This window comes from Arthrobacter sp. 3Tela_A, assembly GCF_049311025.1.
Taxonomy (GTDB): domain Bacteria; phylum Actinomycetota; class Actinomycetes; order Actinomycetales; family Micrococcaceae; genus Arthrobacter_B.
On the sequence record NZ_JAXIOM010000004.1, the window covers coordinates 56,191 to 74,609 of the forward strand.

The 18,419-nt window shown below is 67.3% G+C and carries 19 protein-coding genes; 6 read left to right on the forward strand and 13 right to left on the reverse strand.

From position 1 onward, the window contains the following. Positions 1–8 precede the first annotated feature (8 nt). The 3 genes from TVC13_RS02505 to TVC13_RS02515 form a co-directional block, all read right to left on the reverse strand. A complete protein-coding gene (locus TVC13_RS02505) occupies positions 9–320 on the reverse strand; it encodes a DUF6504 family protein (protein ID WP_422399668.1) in 312 nt (103 codons plus the stop codon). A 190-nt stretch (positions 321–510) separates the two neighbouring features. Next, positions 511–2,085: an MDR family MFS transporter gene (locus tag TVC13_RS02510; RefSeq protein WP_422399669.1), complete on the reverse strand. Its 1,575-nt coding sequence runs from the start codon at positions 2,083–2,085 to the stop codon at positions 511–513. Beyond that, positions 2,085–3,764 (reverse strand): MDR family MFS transporter, encoded by a 1,680-nt coding sequence (locus tag TVC13_RS02515; RefSeq protein ID WP_422399670.1) that lies wholly within the window; start codon positions 3,762–3,764, stop codon positions 2,085–2,087. Before TVC13_RS02515 ends, TVC13_RS02510 begins: the two co-directional genes overlap by 1 nt. A gap of 311 nt (positions 3,765–4,075) precedes the next feature. On the opposite strand from TVC13_RS02515, the gene TVC13_RS02520 reads away from it, so the two are divergent. Then, positions 4,076–5,104 (forward strand): DUF2776 family protein, encoded by a 1,029-nt coding sequence (locus tag TVC13_RS02520; RefSeq protein WP_422399671.1) that lies wholly within the window; start codon positions 4,076–4,078, stop codon positions 5,102–5,104. A gap of 21 nt (positions 5,105–5,125) precedes the next feature. Here the strand turns inward: TVC13_RS02520 and TVC13_RS02525 are convergent, their stop codons facing one another. Further along, the gene (locus TVC13_RS02525) at positions 5,126–5,716 is read right to left on the reverse strand and encodes a DUF2087 domain-containing protein (RefSeq protein ID WP_422399672.1); all 591 of its coding nucleotides are present in this window, start codon (positions 5,714–5,716) and stop codon (positions 5,126–5,128) included. A gap of 108 nt (positions 5,717–5,824) precedes the next feature. Between TVC13_RS02525 and TVC13_RS02530 the strand changes: the two genes are divergently transcribed. Continuing rightward, on the forward strand, positions 5,825–7,126 hold the full coding sequence (locus tag TVC13_RS02530; protein ID WP_422399673.1) for a CoA transferase: 1,302 nt from the start codon (positions 5,825–5,827) through the stop codon (positions 7,124–7,126). Between the two features lie 13 nt (positions 7,127–7,139). On the opposite strand, the gene TVC13_RS02535 is transcribed toward TVC13_RS02530, so the two are convergent. Then, entirely contained in the window at positions 7,140–7,481 is a 342-nt protein-coding gene (locus TVC13_RS02535) for a chorismate mutase (protein WP_422399674.1), read from the reverse strand. Between the two features lie 10 nt (positions 7,482–7,491). After that, a complete protein-coding gene (locus TVC13_RS02540; RefSeq protein ID WP_422399675.1) occupies positions 7,492–9,798 on the reverse strand; it encodes an MMPL family transporter in 2,307 nt (768 codons plus the stop codon). 202 nt (positions 9,799–10,000) lie between these two features. Between TVC13_RS02540 and TVC13_RS02545 the strand changes: the two genes are divergently transcribed. Beyond that, positions 10,001–10,465, forward strand: a complete 465-nt coding sequence (locus TVC13_RS02545) for a VOC family protein (RefSeq protein ID WP_422399676.1) — start codon at positions 10,001–10,003, stop codon at positions 10,463–10,465. Positions 10,466–10,498: 33 nt separating this feature from the next. On the opposite strand, the gene TVC13_RS02550 is transcribed toward TVC13_RS02545, so the two are convergent. Further along, on the reverse strand, positions 10,499–11,284 hold the full coding sequence (locus TVC13_RS02550) for an SOS response-associated peptidase (RefSeq protein ID WP_422399677.1): 786 nt from the start codon (positions 11,282–11,284) through the stop codon (positions 10,499–10,501). 129 nt (positions 11,285–11,413) lie between these two features. Between TVC13_RS02550 and TVC13_RS02555 the strand changes: the two genes are divergently transcribed. The 3 genes from TVC13_RS02555 (at position 11,414) to TVC13_RS02565 (ending at position 13,543) form a co-directional block, all read left to right on the forward strand. Then, entirely contained in the window at positions 11,414–11,686 is a 273-nt protein-coding gene (locus TVC13_RS02555; RefSeq protein WP_422399678.1) for a mycoredoxin, read from the forward strand. A gap of 130 nt (positions 11,687–11,816) precedes the next feature. Continuing rightward, positions 11,817–12,902: an S-(hydroxymethyl)mycothiol dehydrogenase gene (locus TVC13_RS02560; RefSeq protein ID WP_422399679.1), complete on the forward strand. Its 1,086-nt coding sequence runs from the start codon at positions 11,817–11,819 to the stop codon at positions 12,900–12,902. Then, on the forward strand, positions 12,902–13,543 hold the full coding sequence (locus TVC13_RS02565; RefSeq protein ID WP_422399680.1) for an MBL fold metallo-hydrolase: 642 nt from the start codon (positions 12,902–12,904) through the stop codon (positions 13,541–13,543). The genes TVC13_RS02560 and TVC13_RS02565 overlap by 1 nt, the downstream gene beginning before the upstream one ends. Positions 13,544–13,659: 116 nt before the next feature. On the opposite strand, the gene TVC13_RS02570 is transcribed toward TVC13_RS02565, so the two are convergent. The 6 genes from TVC13_RS02570 to TVC13_RS02595 all read right to left on the reverse strand — a co-directional run bounded on the left by TVC13_RS02570 (position 13,660) and on the right by TVC13_RS02595 (position 18,271). After that, positions 13,660–14,706 carry a hypothetical protein gene (locus tag TVC13_RS02570; protein WP_422399681.1) on the reverse strand — a complete coding sequence of 349 codons (1,047 nt, stop codon included), beginning with the start codon at positions 14,704–14,706 and terminating at the stop codon, positions 13,660–13,662. A gap of 56 nt (positions 14,707–14,762) precedes the next feature. Further along, positions 14,763–15,401: a hypothetical protein gene (locus TVC13_RS02575; RefSeq protein ID WP_422399682.1), complete on the reverse strand. Its 639-nt coding sequence runs from the start codon at positions 15,399–15,401 to the stop codon at positions 14,763–14,765. Positions 15,402–15,409: 8 nt separating this feature from the next. Beyond that, positions 15,410–15,766, reverse strand: a complete 357-nt coding sequence (locus TVC13_RS02580; protein ID WP_422399683.1) for a VOC family protein — start codon at positions 15,764–15,766, stop codon at positions 15,410–15,412. Between the two features lie 72 nt (positions 15,767–15,838). Further along, positions 15,839–16,630 carry a winged helix-turn-helix domain-containing protein gene (locus tag TVC13_RS02585; protein ID WP_422399684.1) on the reverse strand — a complete coding sequence of 264 codons (792 nt, stop codon included), beginning with the start codon at positions 16,628–16,630 and terminating at the stop codon, positions 15,839–15,841. A 78-nt stretch (positions 16,631–16,708) separates the two neighbouring features. Further along, on the reverse strand, positions 16,709–17,482 hold the full coding sequence (locus tag TVC13_RS02590; protein ID WP_422399685.1) for a lipoate--protein ligase family protein: 774 nt from the start codon (positions 17,480–17,482) through the stop codon (positions 16,709–16,711). Positions 17,483–17,485: 3 nt separating this feature from the next. Continuing rightward, a complete protein-coding gene (locus TVC13_RS02595; protein ID WP_422399686.1) occupies positions 17,486–18,271 on the reverse strand; it encodes a thioesterase family protein in 786 nt (261 codons plus the stop codon). Positions 18,272–18,419 lie beyond the last annotated feature (148 nt).

The window sequence follows — 18,419 nt, forward strand, 5'->3', positions numbered from 1 at the left end:
ACACGGCACTAAGCGCTTTCCCGCAGGGCGTCATGAATCCGGATCAGCCGCCAGGTGTTGGAGGCAGCCTGCCGGGAAATATCCAGCGTGCGCAGCGCAGAGTGCGGGTTCAGGCGCGCCTGGACCCGCCAGATCTCCGAATCCACCAGCCCCGGGCCGTGTCCGCGTTCTGCCCGGGGTTCCTCTTCCCACCAGCGTCGCCGTTCATACCAGCGCACGGGATTGGCTGCCACCTTGTAGGTCCTGCCCTGCCAGATAAGACGCAGTGGTATGCCCGCCGGCGAGCACACCACCTCAATTGCTTCACTGAAAAGTCCCATGGCTGCCCCTCGCTGTGCCTGTAGCCGTGCTGAATTGGTATCCGGCCGGTGCCCTGAACCGGTGCGCGCACCGCGTGCACCGTTGTTCCAGGACAAAACCTGATTCGAACATATATTCGAATCTCCAGTGTACGACTGCACTCTGACAATCAGCACAGTGCCCCCTATGAACCGGGTGGGAGTTCCTCTGCTACTCCGCAGCCGCCTCCACCCGGGACTGGGTTGAGAGCGGAATCTCCCGAATGAACAGGCACAGCACACCCCCTGCTGCCACGAGGGGGATGCTGAGCAGGAAGATCGGCGGCAGCGCCGTGCCGAACGCGGCTCCAATTGCCTGCTGCACCGGACCGGGAAGTGCCTGCAGCACCGCCGGCGTGAGCGAATTGATGCTCTCTGCAGGAAGCATCCCCGCGGTCCCTGCCGGGGCATCGGCAAGCTGGCCGGTCAGCCGCTGGATGAAGATCGAGCCGAAGGCAGCGATCCCGAAGGAGGCACCGATCTGGCGGAAGTAGTTCGCGGCGGAGATGGCTGTTCCCATGTTCTTAGGCGGCACACTGTTCTGCACGATCAGCACCAGGTTCTGCAGCAGCGCGCCGATCCCCAGGCCCAGCACCGCCATCCCAATTGCCGTAAACCAGTACGGAGTGTCCTGGGAGATCCGGGACAGCAGCACCAGGCCTGCTATAACCGTTGCACAGCCGGCAACGGGATAGATCTTGTACCGCCCGGTGCGCGCGATCAGCTGGCCGGTACCGATCGAGGTCAGCAGCAGTCCCGCCATCATCGGCAGCATCATCAGCCCGGATTCGGTGGCGCTGGCACCGTTGACCATCTGCAGGAACGTCGGCAGGTAGGAGATGGTGGAGAACATTGCTATTCCGACGGCGATACCCGCCAGCACCGGAATCAGGAAGTTCCGCAGCCGGAACAGGTCCAGCGGCAGGATCGGCTCGCTGGCCCGGCGTTCCGCCCACACAAACGCGGCTCCGGACAGCACTGCAACCGCGGACAGACCGAGGATCTGCGGGCTTCCCCAGTCATAGGTCGTTCCTCCCCAGCTGGTCACCAGGATCAGTGCAGTGGAAGCGACAGCGAGCAGCCCGGCACCGGCATAGTCCAGCCGCGGCCGGGACCGCGGGACTTTGGGCAGGTGCAGGGAGGTAATGACGACGGCGAGCGCGACGGCTCCGATGGGCACGTTGATGTAGAACACCCAGCGCCAGGACCATGAATCGGTGATCCAGCCGCCCAGCAGCGGTCCGCCGACGGACGCGAGTCCAAAGGAGGCGCCGATCAGCCCCATGTAGCGCCCGCGTTCCCGGGGGGAGACCAGGTCTCCGATGATCGCCTGCGCGCCGATCATCAGTCCGCCGCCGCCGATGCCCTGGATAGCCCGGAACGCGATCAGCTCACCCATGTTCTGCGCCAGGCCGGAGAGGACGGATCCGAGCAGGAAGACGGCGATGGCGAAGATGAAGATGTTCTTGCGGCCAAAGAGGTCTCCGAGCTTGCCGTAGACGGGCAGCCCGATGGTCGCGGCCAGGATGTAGGCGGTCACTACCCAGGACAGGTGTTCCAGCCCGTTCAGGTCTCCCACGATGGTGGGCAGGGCCGTGGCGACGATGGTCTGGTCCAGCGCCGCCAGCAGGACGGAGAGGACCAGCCCGGTAAAGACCAGCACCCGTCCGCGCGGCGCGCCCTCGTCCTGCAGACTCTCCGTGTGGCCGGCACGGGCGGGTACTGCCGCATGTGCACCTGAGGCCATCAGCGCTGCGCCTCCCCTTCCAGTTGAACGTTGGCTGTCTTCGCCAGCGGTATCTCTCGAATAAAGAGCGTCAGCACGAAGGCGGCGCCCAGCGCTGGGATTCCGAGCAGGAAGATCGGGGGAAGTGCGGTGCCGAACGCGTCGGCAATGAAGTCGCGCGCCGGAGCCGGCAGGGCTTTGAGCTGGGACGGGCTAATGGAGTTCACCCCCTGGCTGGTCACCCCGCGTACGGCTTCAGGGGCGTTGGCCACCTGGTCGTTGAGCCGGGAGATAAACACCGAGCCGTAGACGGCGATCCCAAGCGTTCCGCCTATTTGCCGGAAGTAGTTCGCCGAGGAGACCCCTGTGCCCATGTTTTGGGGCGGAACACTGTTCTGCACGATCAGCACGACGTTCTGCATCAGCGCCCCAATTCCCAGGCCGAGTACAAACATGCCCAGCGCCGTGAACAAGTACGGAGTTTCTGCGGAGATGCGCGAGAGCAGCAGCAGCCCAAGGATCATCACCAGCGACCCCAGGATCGGATAGATCTTGTACCTGCCGGTGCGGGAAATGAGCTGTCCGGTTCCGATGGAGCTGAGCAGCAGCCCTGCGGTCATGGGCAGCATCATCAGTCCCGAGTCGGTGGCGCTGGCGCCGTTGACCATCTGCAGGAAGGTCGGCAGGTAGGAAATGCTGCCGAACATCGCCAGCCCGACGGCGAGCCCCACCAGTGAGCAGACAACAAAGTTGCGGATCCTGAACAGCCGCAGCGGGAGGATTGGTTCCGGTGCCCGCAGCTCCACGGGAATGAACACCGCGATGGCCACCAGGGCTGCCGCGCCAAGCCCAAGGATGGTCGGGGATGTCCAGGCATAGGTGGTTCCGCCCCAGCTGGTGATGCCCACCAGTGCTGCGCTCGCAAACGCAAGCAGGACGGCGCCGGGATAGTCCAGTTTGATGCCGGCAGCGCTGCGCTTGGGCAGGTGCAGGGAGGTGATGATCAGTGCCAGGGCAATCGCCCCGAGCGGCAGGTTGATGTAGAACACCCAGCGCCAGGACCAGTACTGGGTCAGGTACCCTCCGAGCAGGGGTCCGCTGACTGAGGCAACGCCGAAGGCTGCGCCGATCAGGCCCATGTACTTGCCGCGGTCGCGTGCCGAAACGATGTCCCCGATGATCGCCTGCGCGCCGATGATCAGCCCGCCGCCGCCAACGCCCTGCAGCGCCCGGTAGGCAATCAGCTCGCCCATACTGTGGGCCTGGCCCGAAAGCGCTGATCCCAGCAGGAAGACCGCAATCGCAAAGATGAAGATGTTCTTCCGTCCCAGCAGGTCACCGAGCTTGCCGTAAATAGGCAGCCCGATCGTGGACGTCAGCAGGTAGGCGGTGATGACCCAGGACAGGTGCTCAAGTCCGCGCAGGTCGCCCACGATCGTGGGCAGTGCAGTGGAGACGATTGTCTGGTCCAGCGCTGAGATCAGCACTGCCATGATCAGTCCGCTGAAGACCAGTGCCAGCTGGCGGCGGTTATGCGGCGCCGGTGCTCCCTGCCCCTGCCCGGGCGGCGGTTCAGGCGGTGCCGGCGCTGCGGGCGCGGGTACCGTTTGGGAGGACGACGCCGGTGACCCCAGGTCGGTGGCGGTCCGGGCCACCGGATGGATGGCTTCGGCTCCGTGGGCAGTGAATCGAGCGGCCAATGACGCCTCCTAGGGAAGTCATCCATGGATGTTCTGGAACCAAAACCCACTACCCATTCGACGCCCGCCGTCCGGCCAAGTCAACGGTCCGCTGCGGCTGTTGTGGTCGGCTGCCGCCGGGAAGGCCAGGCGCATCCGGCATGCAGAGCCCGAAGTTCCCCCGCCGGTATCGGCTCCCCGCACGGGGCATTGTTCCGCGGCAGGACGGGGCGCAAACTTGCACTATCCGCGGACCGGTCTGGCCGCCTAAACCGCACGGGATCCCTGAGTGCTCCGGGGTGCACCATGAAGTGGACAATATGAACGGAACGATGAGCGTCATCTTTCGCGCCATCCCCCTCCTGATGGGCGCAGTGTGCCTCTCTTATGGCCTCTACATCCTGGCGGGGCCGGACGATGCCGACCACTTTGTTGCCGGTCACGTCAACGTGGGACTGACGGCCATCTGTTATGCGCTGTTCACCACGGCGGCCACCATCATCCGGCAGCTCATCGACCGCTACGGGCGCGGGTGGAGCATCGCCCTTCCGCTCTCCGGCTACGTGGCTGCTGCCGCAGCCATCGTCTGGGGCATCGTCCTGGCCAACCGGGGCAACGCCCCGGAGAACCTCACCGCCGGATTCGTTGTGCTCGGCATCGGCCTGGTCGCCATGTGCGTCAGCACCGTGGCGGCCGCATCCACGAAATTCACCCTGATCCAGTCAGCACAGCTGCTGGAGCCCATGGGCGGCCCTCCGGACGGTGCGCACTCCCGTGCCGCCGGCGCTGTGCTGATCGCAGTACCGGCGGCGGCGGCGGTCACCGGTTTCTGCCTCGCAACCGGTCTGCTGCTGCGCTCAGACATGCCCGGTTTCGTCGCCGGCCACGTTCTGATTGGCCTCTCGGCGATCTGCGCGTCGCTCATCGCCCTGGTGGCCAGCATCGTCCGCCAGGTTCGCAACGTCTTCAGTGACGCTGAGCGCTTCGCCTGGGCCTGGCTTGTCGGTGCCGCGGGCACGGCCAACCTTGTGCTCGGGCTCTTCGTGCTGTTCAGCTCGGATGAGCCCTACCGGCTGGCCCCGGGGTGCGTGCTGATCGGCCTGGGGCTGATCTGCTTCAGCATCCTGTCAAAAGTACTGCTGCTCGCCCTCGTCTGGCGCCGCACGTTTGCCCTGGCCAACCGCATCCCGCTCATGCCCATCGGAACGGCTCTCACCTGCCTGTTTTTCGCCGCGTTCCTCTTTGAAGCCGCAGGCACGGACCCGGCATTCTTTGTGGGAGCGCACGTGCTGGTTGGACTCGGAGCTGTCTGCTTTACGCTCTTCTCCATCGTGTCGATCCTCGAAGAGGGAACGTCGTAGCGCCGGCACGGAAACTGCTTTTCAGCCGGCAAACTCCATGCCGGGAGCAGGCCGCGGCCTGGTGAGCCAATAGCTTGAGCCATCCGGGCTGCGCCGGACGATTCCTTCGTCGACCATGGCACGCCGGAACATCGCCGGATCCTCAGTAAAGGCGGCCAGCCGGCCGGTGACCTCGGCTTCCGTTAGCCGTGCAGGACTGGCGGCGGGGGTTCCGGCACCGGCGTCCAGTACCCCGTGCCGGGAAAAGACCTCACCGGCCAGGTAGTGCAGGACTTCCAGGCGGTCAGCTCGTTTGGAAGGCAGGCTGCCGGAGCTGCCCCGGCCCAGGTGCCTCAGCGGGGACTCGTCCCTGGGCGCCCGGTCAGCAGCGAGCAGGCGGGAGAAAACCCCGGGCACCGGGTGCAGGCCGTCTCCCCCGGCCCGGACCAGCCCTGCCCTCAGCAGGGCGGTCAGCGATTTGGCTTCCGCACGGTCCAGGTCCTCTCCCAGGAGCGGTTCGCCCTGTCCTGCCGCGGTAATGATCCGGGCGTAGAGGTCCAGGCGGCGGGAATCTGCCAGCGCAGCAGCCACCGCTTTCCAGTTGGAGCTGCCGGGCTTGCCTGGATCTTTCAACTGCCGTGCCTTTCACGTGGTGCATTGGGCGCGGTCAGGATCTGTCCGCACCCGGATCTGTGCCGTAGCCTACTGCAACAGGAATCCGGATCCGAAGGGAGCTGCTGCATGGAGTCGTGCTATCCCGTGCGCTCCTTCGCGGCCGCGGCCGTGGCAGCAGCGGGCAGCGCGGTTGCAGAGCTCTCCTCGCGGCTTTCCGGCGTCCCGGTGCATGCCGAAGCAGACCCGGATCTTTCCCGGGCGTGGTTCGGCGGGTCCTTCCGTCCTGCCGGCTGGGAGGTGCCTCCGCCCTGGGACCCGCTCTCACGCGATTATCCGTGTGCGGACGGCTGGATCCGGCTGCACACCAATGCCCCGCACCACCGACGCGCTGCGCTCGCCGTCCTGGGCCTTCCCGCAGATACCGGGCCCGAGACAGCGGCCGTTGCTGTCAGGGCATGGAAAGGCGGGGAACTGGAAGATGCGGTGGTGGAGGCCGGCGGCTGTGCGGCATGGCTGCGTACGGCTGAGCAGTGGCGGGCCCACCCACAGGGACAGGCCGTCCGGGCCGAACCCCTGATCGGCTGGACCCGACGCGGCGCACGGCCGCCCGCCGACACGTCCGGAACCCCTGAACGGCCGCTGAACGGCGTCCGGGTCCTGGACCTCACGCGCGTCATCGCCGGACCTGTGGCCACCCGCTTCCTCGCCGGGTTTGGGGCACGGGTCCTGCGCATCGATCCGCCAAGCTGGCAGGAACCTGCTTTGGAGGCGGAAATGACGGTAGGCAAGAGCTGCGCCCGGCTGGACCTGCGCACGCCCGAGGGCGCTGCGAGGGTCCGCGAGCTGATCTCCGCCGCAGACCTGGTGGTGCACGGCTACCGTCCCGGTGCCCTCACCGGACTGGGACTGGACGAACACCGCCTCCAGCAGCTGCGCCCCGGCGTCGTAACCGTGGCGGTCAATGCCTGGGGCTGGACCGGTCCGTGGCGCGGACGGCGCGGCTTTGATTCGCTGGTGCAGACGGCGTCGGGGATTGCCGACGCCGGCATGGCCTGGTCCGCGGCGGATGCCCCGCTGCCGCTGCCGGTCCAGGCCCTGGACCACGCAACCGGGTACCTTGCTGCGGCCGCAGCAGTGCGCGCCTGGACCCGGCGGCTGGACGGTGAGGTGTATGCCGCGAGGCTGTCCCTGGCCAGGACAGCGGTGGAACTGCAGCGCGCGGCGGACGCCCGCCGGCCGGTGCCTCCGCCCTGGGAGTCGCCACCGGAGCCGACGCCCCCTGCGCTGCCCCGGGCTGCGGAGCAGACCTGGTGGGGGCCCGGTGAGCGGCTGGCAGCGCCTCTGGTGTTCAGCTCTGTTGGGCCGGTTCCTTCAATGGCGTGGGATCTTCCCGCGGCTCCGCTGGGATCGGCTCCCGCTGCCTGGTAACCGGATTACTGGATTAGCTGCGGCTGAAGGCGTCCAGCCGTGCCTGCGCTTCATCCTCATGCCGGGTGCGCAGTTCGTAGTCGATGAACGCATCGATCATGGCGCGGTAGGTTTTTTCCACCACGGTGGAGTCCTGTTCCTGCGCCTGCGCGGCTTCCCGCACGTGGTTGATGACTTCCTCAACCCGGTCCCTGGCGCGGACCTGGGCGTCGTCGTCCTTCAGTCCCCCGGCCAGGCGGACCAGGCGCTCCCGGCGCCAGATCAGCGCCACAATTTCTTCGTCGATCTCGTCAATGGCCGTGCGTACGGCCCCAAGCTGTTCGGTAGTCGGGTCTGTTTCCACTGTTTCTCCCATGGCTTCCAGTTTACCGGGACCCTGCGGCGGCCTTTTCCGGTTCCTCCGCCCGGCCGAGTTTCGAGGGCCACCAGATACGCCGGCCAATGTCGTAGGAGAGCGCCGGAACCAGCAGCGAGCGCACCACCAGGGTGTCCAGCAGCACGCCGAAGGCCACGATGAAGGCCAGCTGGGCCAGGAACAGCACGGGGATCACCCCCAGCGCCGCGAACGTCGCAGCCAGCACGATTCCGGCGGAGGTGATCACGCCGCCGGTGATCATCAGTCCGCGGATGATCCCGTCCCGGGTGCCCAGGAGGATGCTCTCCTCCCGCACACGGGTCATCAGGAAGATGTTGTAGTCCACGCCCAGGGCAACCAGGAAAATGAACCCGTACAGGGGCACCGCCGGGTCCGCACCGGGGAAGTCCAGCACGTAGTTGAACAGCAGCGCGGAGATGCCCAGCGTCGCCCCGAAGGACAGCATGACGGTGAGGATGAGCAGGAAAGGTGCCAGCACCGCCCGCAGCAGGAGCATCAGCAGGAAGAAGATCACCACCAGCACCACCGGGATGATGAGATTGCGGTCGTGCTCTGCCGCGTCATTGGTGTCCACGGTGGTGGCGGTGGTGCCGCCCACCAGGGTGTCCGGAGTGTCCGCCAGTTCCCGGCGCAGCTCACGGACGGTGTCCTCCGCCGCCGTCGAGTCCGCGTTCTCCGTCAGGGTGGCCTGCAGCAGCACCTGTCCGTCCACGGTCTTCGGGGACGCATTTTCGGCACCGGGGATCGGCGGGACCTGAACCCCGTCCTCCGTGACGGGCAGGGTGCCGGCAGGGGTGCCCTGCGCCACCACCGTGACGTCGGAGATGCCGCTGGTTCCCAGCACCGTGTCCGCGACGGACTTCAGCTCCGGCTCGGGCGCAACGATCAGCACCGGGCTGCCGGACCCGGATGGGAAATGCTCACCCAGGGCCGCCTGGCCTTCCTTGGCTTCGGTCTGGCCCAGCACAAAGTCACTCTGCGGCACACCGGAAGCACGGAAGTCCACCACCGCCACCGCCGCGGCGGCCAGTACGACGGCGCAGATGAGCCAGGTGCGCCGGGAATGGTTCCGCACCGTGCGGGCCACCGCCGGCCAGAAACCGCGGGCCTGGTGGTCGCGGTCCGGATGCGGAGAGCCGAACGCCGGGCGCCGCGGCCAGAACGCGGCCCGGCCAAAGACGAAGAGCAGCGACGGCAGCAGTGTCATGGCGGCCAGATAGGAACAGACGATCCCCAGGGATGCCACGGGCGCCAGGGCCTTGTTTGAGTTCAGGTCGCTGAGCAGCAGGCACAGCAGCCCCGCCACCACGGTACCGGCGGAAGCGGTCACGGGTTCCAGCGTGCCGCGCAGCGCAGCCCGTGTTGCCCCCCAGCGGTCCGCGTGGTCGCGCAGTGCTTCCCGGTAGCGGGAGACGTAGAGCAGGGAATAGTCCGTAGCTGCGCCGATGCCAAGGATGAACAGGATGCCCTGCACCTGCCCGTTCAGCGTCACTGCACCGGCTTTGGCCAGCCAGTACACGGCCAGGATCGCAGCGGAGAGCGCCAGGATGGAGGTCAGCAGCACAAGGATGGGCAGCAGCGGTGAACGGTAGACAATCACCAGGATCACCAGCACCGCGATCACCGCGACGATCAGCAGTGCACCGTCAATACCGCCGAACGCCTGGGAAATATCCGCCAGCTGTCCGGCCGGTCCCGTCACGTACGCGGTGAGCCCGCCGGGCACTCCGTCCTTCGCCACAGTGCTCAGGTTCTCCACGTTGTCGGCAGCGGCGTCGTCATCCGTAATCGGAACAAAGATCTCTGCTGCTTTCCCGTCCTCCGAGTACTGGGCCGGGGAGACCCCGCCGCTGACCCCCGGGGCGTCGGCGAACGCCTTTTCCCGGTCCTGGATGAAGGTGCGGTCGGCGTCCGTCAGCCCGGCGTCGTTGACATAAAGCACGACGGCGGGCACCGCGTCGCTGTCAGTGAATTCCGGCTGCAGTTCGCTGACCTTCGTGGAGGCGGAACTGGCCGGGAGGTAGGAGGCCTGATCATTCTGCTGGACTTCGCTGATCTTGCCGAAGTACGGTCCGCCCACCCCGCCCAGGCCGAACCAGACAATGATCAGCAGCACCGGGATCACGATCCGCAGCCAGGCCGGTGGCCCTGCACTGCGCCCTGCTTCGGGGGGCGGGCCGTCCCGGGGCGGGGCACCGCCGTCCGGGACCGGCGCAGATGCACCCGCAGCGGCGCCGTCGGAGGAGTGGCGGCCCGACCTCGGCTGCCCGGAATTCGGGGGGATCGCTGTGCTCATGGGCCTCATCGCATTCTCGCGAGAGCGCGGGCTGACCCTAGCCGGTCTCCGCCCCGCCCCTGGACGTGCACTGCCTCATTCCATAAGAGCCCCCGGCACCTGCTGCGTCAACGTCATCGGTCAAAGCCCTCTCCGGTGCGGCGCGAAAATACACCCGGGTCATGTTCTGGGTTTGCCGGGTGTTCGGTGGGAAGATTCCTACATGCTGCCCCAGTTGAGCGTCGTTACCCTAGGCGTGCGCGATGTCGAAGTGTCCTACGCCTTCTACGGCCGGCTTGGCTGGCAGCCGCTGCAGTACGTACCGGGCGAAGTGGTGTTTTTCCAGGTGGGCCACGGAATACTGCTCTCCTTCTTCCGCAGCGACCATCTGGCGGCGGAGTCCGGAGCTACCGGGTCGGCCAGCCTGGCGCCGTTCACCCTGGCCCACAACGTTGACTCCCCGAAGGATGTGGACGCCATCCTGCACGAGGCCGCTGCTGCCGGCGGGTCCATCGCCGCTCCGGGCATGCAGATGAGCTGGGGCGGTTACTCGGGCTACTTCACCGACCCGGACGGGTTCCGCTGGGAAATCTGCCACAACCCCGGACTGCAGGTTGCCGCCGACGGCACCGTAAGTCTCTCCGTCCTGGATCCCGGCGACCCGGGCGCAGCGCTTCCCACTGGCTGATTCTGCGGTTCGCCGGGCACCATCTGCAGTGCCCTAGAACAGCACCGCTTCGGCGTCCGTTTCATTCGGTTCCGCATCGGCGTCCAGCAGCCAGGGCCCGTCATGGCGCACATTGCCCACGGCCGGGTTCGCCGGTTCAATCTTCCATTCACCGGCCGCAGCGTAGGCATTTTCAAGTGCGGTGCCCAGGAGGGACAGCGCTGCGGTGGCGTTCAGGGTCCCGGGAGCGATCCACCGGTCCAGGTCCTCGCCGGCCAGCGGCAGCGGCATCCTCCCGTGCAGGGCTCCGAGCCGGGACAGGACGGGGCTGGGATCTTCCGGGTCCGGTGAAGCCAGCGTGATCACAGAGGCGGAGAGCAGCCAGCGGTTCGGGTCATCCGCGGCCAGGGCAGGATCCGCCCACCATTCATACAGGCCTGCGAACCAATGCAGTTTCCCGTCTGCGCGGTGGACATAACAGGGCTTCCGGGTGCCGCCGGGACCGCTCTGCCACTCGTAATAGCCCTCCATGGGTACCGCGCACCGGCGGGCCAGCACGGCGTCGCGGAACGTCGGCTTTTCCAGCAGGGTTTCGCTGCGGGCATTAAACGCCCGCACTCCCACGGAGATGTCCTTGGCCCAGGCCGGAACCAGTCCCCAGCGGGCCACATGCACCTGGCGCACGGCGGCGCCGTCGAGCAGCCGTTCGAGCACTACCGGGACATCCGAGGTCGGTGCGATGTTCCAGGACTGGCGCAGCTCAAGGTTCGCGTCGGCTTCGGCTTCAGCCTCCGCCACCAGATCACCGCTGGCCCGGGCCATCACGTATCGTCCGCACATGCCTCCAGTCTGCCCTGCCCGTCAGCTGCAGGCCCAACCCGGCCCGGGCACCTCCCGGGAATCAAACCGCCTGCGGCAGCGTTGGAACCGGCAGTCGAACAGCAGCACACAAACCAGCAAGGAGCTCCAATGTCCGTCACTGCCGAAGCGTTCACTCCCGAGGCCGGAACCATCACCATGTTTTCCACCAGCTGGTGCGGTTACTGCCGGCGGCTGAAGTCCCAGCTGGACTCGGCGGGGATCGGCTACACCGAGGTAAACATCGAGAACACCGAAGGCACGGCGGAACTGGTGGAAGCCCTCAACGGCGGCAACCAGACCGTTCCGACCGTGATCTTCCCCGACGGCTCGGCAGCCACCAATCCCTCGGCCGCTGAGGTGAAGTCCCGCCTGGGCCTCTGACCTGACCTTTCACCGATTCGATGCCGGGAGCCGCGAAAGTGACTCCCGGCATCGGCGTCCCTAGGATGGAACAGTAGCCCCGGAACGCCGGGGTGCCCCTGAGACATCTCCCGAGAGGCAGCCCTCCCCCATGGTTCACAAGGTCCAAGCTGTAGTAGTCAAGGAAAAGAACGCCCCGGTCTCCCTCGAGACCATCCTGATTCCGGATCCCGGGCCCGGAGAAGCACTGGTGGACATCCTCACCTGCGGCGTCTGCCACACGGACCTGCACTACAAGCAGGGCGGCATCAGCGATGACTATCCGTTCCTGCTCGGCCACGAAGCCACGGGTGTGGTTTCCGCCGTCGGCCCCGACGTCACCGAAGTGGCCCCGGGCGACCGCGTAATCCTGAACTGGCGTGCCGTGTGCGGCGAATGCCGTGCCTGCCGCAAGGGCCAGCCGCAGTACTGCTTCAACACCCACAACGCCACCCAGAAGATGACGCTGGAAGACGGCACGGAACTCTCCCCGGCACTGGGCATCGGCGCATTCGCCGAAAAGACGCTCGTTGCCGCCGGGCAGTGCACCAAGGTGGACGACGACGTCGATCCCGCCGCCGTGGGCCTGCTCGGCTGCGGCGTCATGGCCGGCATTGGTGCCGCCATCAACACCGGTGAGGTAAAGCGCGGCGAATCCGTGGCCGTCATCGGCTGCGGCGGCGTGGGCATTGCTGCCATTGCCGGCGCCAAGCTGGCCGGCGCCACCACCATCATCGCCGTGGACATCGACCAGGCGAAGGTTGACCTCGCGCTGGCCAACGGTGCCACGCACGGCATCAACTCCCGCGAAGAAGATCCGGTGGAAGCCATCCGCGCGCTCACCGGCGGCAACGGCGCCGACGTTGTTATCGAAGCCGTGGGACGCCCGGAAACCTACAAGCAGGCCTTCTATGCCCGCGACCTCGCCGGCCGTGTGGTCCTGGTGGGCGTACCTACCCCGGACATGCAGATCGAGCTGCCGCTGGCAGACGTTTTTGGCCGCGGCGGATCCCTGAAGTCCTCCTGGTACGGCGACTGCCTGCCCAGCCGCGACTTCCCCATGCTGGTGGAGCAGTACAAGCTCGGCCGCCTGGACCTGGACGCATTCGTCTCCGAGCGGATCGGGCTGGGCGACATTGAGGAAGCCTTCACCAAGATGCATGACGGCAAGGTCCTGCGCTCGGTGGTGGAGCTCTAGTGGCGGCCCGCATCGACAAGGTCGTTACCTCCGGCACGTTCAGCCTGGACGGCGGCACCTGGGACGTAGACAACAACGTCTGGATCATCGGCGATGACCTGCAGGTCATCATCATCGACCCGGCCCACGACGTCGACGCGATTGCCGAAGCCGTCGGTGACCGGGAAGTCATGGGCATCCTGCTCACCCACGGCCACGATGACCACATCCGTGCCGTGGCCGAGGCCCAGGACCGGTTCAGCGCCCCGGTTTTCCTGCACGAGGCAGACCGGATGCTCTGGGATGCAGTGTTCCCGGACGAGGCGCCCGATGATGTCATCGAGGACGGCGACACCTTCGAAATCGCCGGGGTCACGCTCGAGGCCCTGCACACGCCGGGGCACTCACCCGGTTCGGTCTGCTTCCTGCTGGAAGACGAAGAGGGCAGCACCCCGGTGCTGTTCTCCGGCGACACGCTGTTCAGTGGCGGTCCCGGAGCCACGGGCCGTTCCTACAGCGACTTCGGCACCATCATCGACTCGATCCGGGAACGCCTCCTGACGCTGCCGGCCGAAACCACAGTCAACACCGGGCACGGGGATTCGACAACGATCGGAGCCGAGGCGCCGCATCTGGACGAATGGATCGCCCGGGGCCACTAAGCTCCTGTCCCCAGCAGCACAGTTCCACCCCCGAGAGGGCAGTTACGGCTCGAAAGAAGCTTCAAAGCGGCCGCAACTGCCCTCTCGGCAGTTGTGGGCGGTTTTTCGGCGGCAGGTCAGGAAACAGCGGCAGCCTGGACCTGCCACCCCTGACGGTCCGGAGTGGCCGTCCAGTTCACCGGCTCTCCGGCCGGAACCAGGACGTCGTTGAGCCACCAGGTTTCGGCCGGAGCCCAGCCTGCCAGCATGGTCTTCATGCCGGCTGCGTCGAGCACACTCCCGGCGGTGCGCAGGTAGCCGGCGACGCTGAGGTGGACGCCGTCGTAATCCCGGGCCACCGCCTGCCAGTCGGGGATCGCCCAGAACCAGGTATCTGCCTCTGCGTTCCCTGAACTGACTGCCCAGCTGCGTCCGCGCGAGCGGGTCACCTCCAGCGGATACGCGGAAACCAGGTTCTGCCAGCTGCGCGCTTCCCGAATTTCGTAGATCCGGGCGCCTTCCGCGGCTCTCAGCGGATAGGTCCGCGCCATGGCCCAGGGCAGCGGGTCTTCGACCATCCGCAGCCCGGCGGGACCATTCCCGGGAATCGCCGGAGTGGTGGCGGGGACGTCCGAAAGCGCGGGGATGGACCACCAGCGGCCCGTCCAGTTGGCGACCAGCGGGGTGTTGCCTTCTTCCGCCGCAATTGAATCACGCCAGCGCTGCAGTCCGGCGGCGCTGCCGGTCAGGGTAGGCGGGTTCGTCCCGGGAACCCTGGTGCTGGCGATCCACTGAACGTAGTACTGGGTGAGCGCACCGGGGGCCAGCCACCACTGGGGCCGCGCGCGGACGACGGCGATGGCCACCGGGAGCAGGAGGTCCCTCACCTCGGGTTCAGCCAGCACGCGCGCGGAGTCCGACGGCGGCTGCCAGTAGGAGGCGCACTTCACGACGCGGTCCAGGCTTTGGAGCACTTGTGCAACGGTGATTCCCGGCCGGTGCGGCACCGCACCGAGAACCCGGAGAACTCTCTTGGCTTCCTCCCCGATGCCGCGCGGCAGCGGGGCGCTGCTCCCACAGGCGAATGCCGGCTGTTCCATTGCGAGGGACCGGGCAAGATCCAGGCAGAGTTCCCGTCCGCGGGGTCCAGCCAGCAGCAGCTGGGCGGCAGGAAATTCTTCCATATGTCCAAGCTAGCAGTGGCGCTGCCAGCCCGTCGTGCGGTGCCCCCGGGAATGGCTCAGCGCTTCCCCAAACGGGTTGCCGAACGCAGCACGGCCCGGTCCCGGACGGCCAGCATGGTCCGCCGCAGGGAGGCCCAGTCGACGGCGTCCAGCGGCAGCGCAGCCAGGGCGCCGGGACGCCGGAGGCCATACTGGAAGCGCGCCCTTACTACCAGAAGGGTCTGGTTTGGCCGCAGCGGCTGCAGCAGCCACAGCCAGGTGGACCGGCCGTCGCCGCCGGCCCAGAGCATCCAGTCCCGCGGCTGCACTTCCTTGATCCGCAGCCGGTGGCCGGTGCTGGTGGTCAGCAGGTCGCCGATGTCCAGGTCCCGCAGCTGCGGCACCGCCCGGTCTGCTTCCCGCTGGTCGGGCAGCCCCAGCCGGTTAAAGACATACCAGCCGGCCCGGCCGTGTCCGATCCGGTTCAGGAACGGCCAGATGTCCGCTGCCGGAGCCGGAATGAGGATGCTTCGGGAATACTGCAGTACCGGGCCGGTCAGGACGGCGTCTCCGGGCATCCGGTGCCCGGCACCCGGCTCGGCCGCGTGCCGCAGGGGACGAACCAGGCGGAGGTAGACCCCCGCTGCCGCTGCGGCCGCCAGCATCCGCCGGTACGGCCTGCCTGCCGGGCCGAAGGCACCGCGCCATCCTGCCACGAAACGCGCTATTCCTGTTCCAGGATTGAAAGGATGTTTCCTGACGGATCCCGGAACCATGCCATGGCCGTGCCCGCGCGCCGGAAGATGCCGTCGCCGCCGAGAAGTTCAAACACCACGCCCCGGCCGCTGAGCTCCTGAACCGCCGCGGCCACGTCCTGCACGGGAAAATTCAGCACGGTGTAGGCGGCCGGGGCATGACCGGCCTTCTCATACACCAGCACGTGGTTCTGCGGCGCCAGTTCAAGCCGCAGCCGTCCCCGGTCCTGGGTGAGAGGCAGCTGCAGCGTTGTGCCGTAGAAGCGGCGGGCCGAGTTCACATCATTGACGGCGAATCCGCTGAACGCCTTGCCGTACTCGAACATGGGCACTCCTTCGGGTTGCCGTGCCCTAGATGATAGTCCCCCTGGGCAGGTGTGCGGCAGCGGCAGCCGCGGTTAGAGCCCGTCGGGTTTGGTCACCACCGTGTGGGTGGCGTGGTCGTAAAGGAAGGTCAGGGGTCCGCCGGAGTGCTCCAGGCGGTAGTTCGCGCCGTCGAAGTGCGCGCCCTGGCCGTAGTTCTCGCCCCAGCCCCGGTTCAGCGCTGCCTTGAACTCGTAGTCCCCCGCGGGCAGGTCCACGCTGAGCTTCCAGAGTTCATCGCTGCGGTCGAAGCCCAGCTGCACAGCCTCGGCTGCGGGGTCCCAGTCCGTCCCGCCCAGCGCATTGCCGAAGGAACCTGGCACTGCCACGGCGGAGGGCTGCGGGAAAGACGGCCCCTCGTAGTGGTCTTCCGCGTGCGCACCGTTGGCCCGCGCCACGGGTTCGGCGGACGCGTCGGATTCGGTCAGAGCCTCCTCCAGCACCGCTTCGCTCTGCACCTCGGCGCCGGTAACTGCGCCGGCTGAATGGCTGCTGCCGCTCAGTGCCGCGTGCAGGTGGTTTACATCGGGGAACTCGGAGAGGGCGGAGCGGCCCTCAGGCGTGATGCTCCAGCCGGCCCGCCCTTCCTTCAGGATCCAGCCGGCCTTGACCAGCTTGGTGCTGGCGGTGACCAGGGCACGTTCACCTCGGGCGACGCCGCTGGCGAGCAGCTCCGCCTCGGTGCCCTGCAGCGGAACCTGTTCAAGTGCCTGCCGCAGCACCTCCGCACGGGAGGTCTTCTTCTCTGCTGAGGGGTCCTGACCGGCCAGGACCTCGAGGATGGCTTTCAGCCGCAGGGCAGTGTTTTCGACGCTCTTCTTGGGCAACGTGCGGGTCCTTTGCTTGAGGGGTCGGGGATTCAAGGAGCTGAGGCGTGGGTGCGCGCCTGCTTCCGCTGCCCGAGCCTAACGGGATGGGGCGGCAGTTGGAAAGGCCGGCCCGCCGGCAGCGGCAATCTGCGCCAGGCTCCCGGGGTCCCTGTACCGAAGGCTGGCGTAGCCGCTGTAGCCGGCCAGCAGTGCGGCTTCGGCCTCGGCCATGGTCAGCCCCGGCCGCAGGTCCTCGGCTGCGCCTGCCGTGGCAGGGTTCCATTCGAGCCCGAGGGCACTGTAGGCAGCGGTGAGGACCTCCCGCAGCGGGGCCGAATCCTGGATGACCACCACTGAGGAAAAGAGCCAGGCTCCGGACACCACGCGCTGGGCTGTGCCGACGAGTTTGATCCCGGGACCGGTTCCTCCGTGGACGCTGTACTCCCCCGGGCAGTACTCGCCGGGGATTTCCCCGACCCCCGCCGGCACCCCGGCGTCCTGCAGGGCACCGGCGAGCAGCCGGGCAAAGCCGGCGAAGCGCGCCAGCGAATGAGTGACGGCGTCGGCCTCGGGTTCAATGTGGTCAAGGATCAGGCAGCCCTGATGGTAGGCCGCTGCCCGTCCTCCGGCTTTGCGGACCAGCGGTTCGAAGCCCAGGTCCCGGCAGGCGGCAGCGGCGTCGGGAAATCCCGGCAGGCGGGCGTCGCGCTGCCCAAAGGCCACGGTGGGACGCGGACGGTAGATCCGCAGGGAGGGGCCCAGCTCTCCGCGCCGGGCGGCGGCCAGCAGCTCAAGAGCGTGCTGGAGGTCTTCTGCAGCACCAAAGGACTCTTCCTGCCGGTAAACGTCCAGCACGCGCTCCGTCGTCACAGGTCAGTTCCTTCCCAGCGGACGGACCGTGAGGATCTGCTCGCTGCGCCCAAACGGCCCGGATTCGTCATGCAGCACCGAAGAGGTCAGGCCGATGCCATCCGTGCCAAAGCTGACCCGGGTGTCCAGGCCCAGCCACTGACCGGCGGGCCGGCGGTACAGGTGGATCTGCAGGTCCACGTTGGGGAACATCCAGCTGTCCCCGCCCGGCGGAACCCGTGCAGCCACCCCGTTGGCGGCGTCGACCAGGCCCAGCAGCCGCACCATCGGCGACGCTTCGGCGCCGTCGAGCATTTCATACGGCGAGCGCACCCAGACCTGGCCGCGTCCGGGACGCAGCCCCGGAACCGCCCGGAACTCGAGGCTGTTGATGAAGTCCCCCGGCCAGGCCGTCATCCCGTCAAAGCCGTCGGCCTGTTCCGGGCCGGGCATCGGCTCATCTTCCACGGCTGCCACCTCGGTGGTGTCCCCCAGCGACAGGCGCCAGGCCGTGGCACGGACGGCAGTGCGGCCGCCGGCAGTCAGTTCAGCTTCGAGCAGTTCAATGGTGCGTCCGGCACGGATGACCTTGGTGGTGACGTCGAAGACCCCCTGCGGAATCACGCCCAGGATTTCGAAGCTGACACGTGCCAGGCGCATTCCGGGACGCGGGTCGGCTTCTTCGAGGCAGTGCACCAGCAGCCCGGCGACGGGCGCCATGTGCTGTTCGTCCTCGTTCCAGGCCCCCTGCGTGTGACGGGTTGATTCAAAAGTCCCCTCACCCAGTGAGCGGTAGTACGATTCGGCCACTTATCCTCCCGGCGCGTTCCTGGATTGTGCGCTCTCAGGCTATCCTGCCGGCGACTCCGGCATGGCCCGCAGCCCTTCCCCGTATTCGCGCCGCGGTGTTGAATAGCCCGTGGAGCAAATCCGGATAGTCCCGGAATCCCAGCAACCC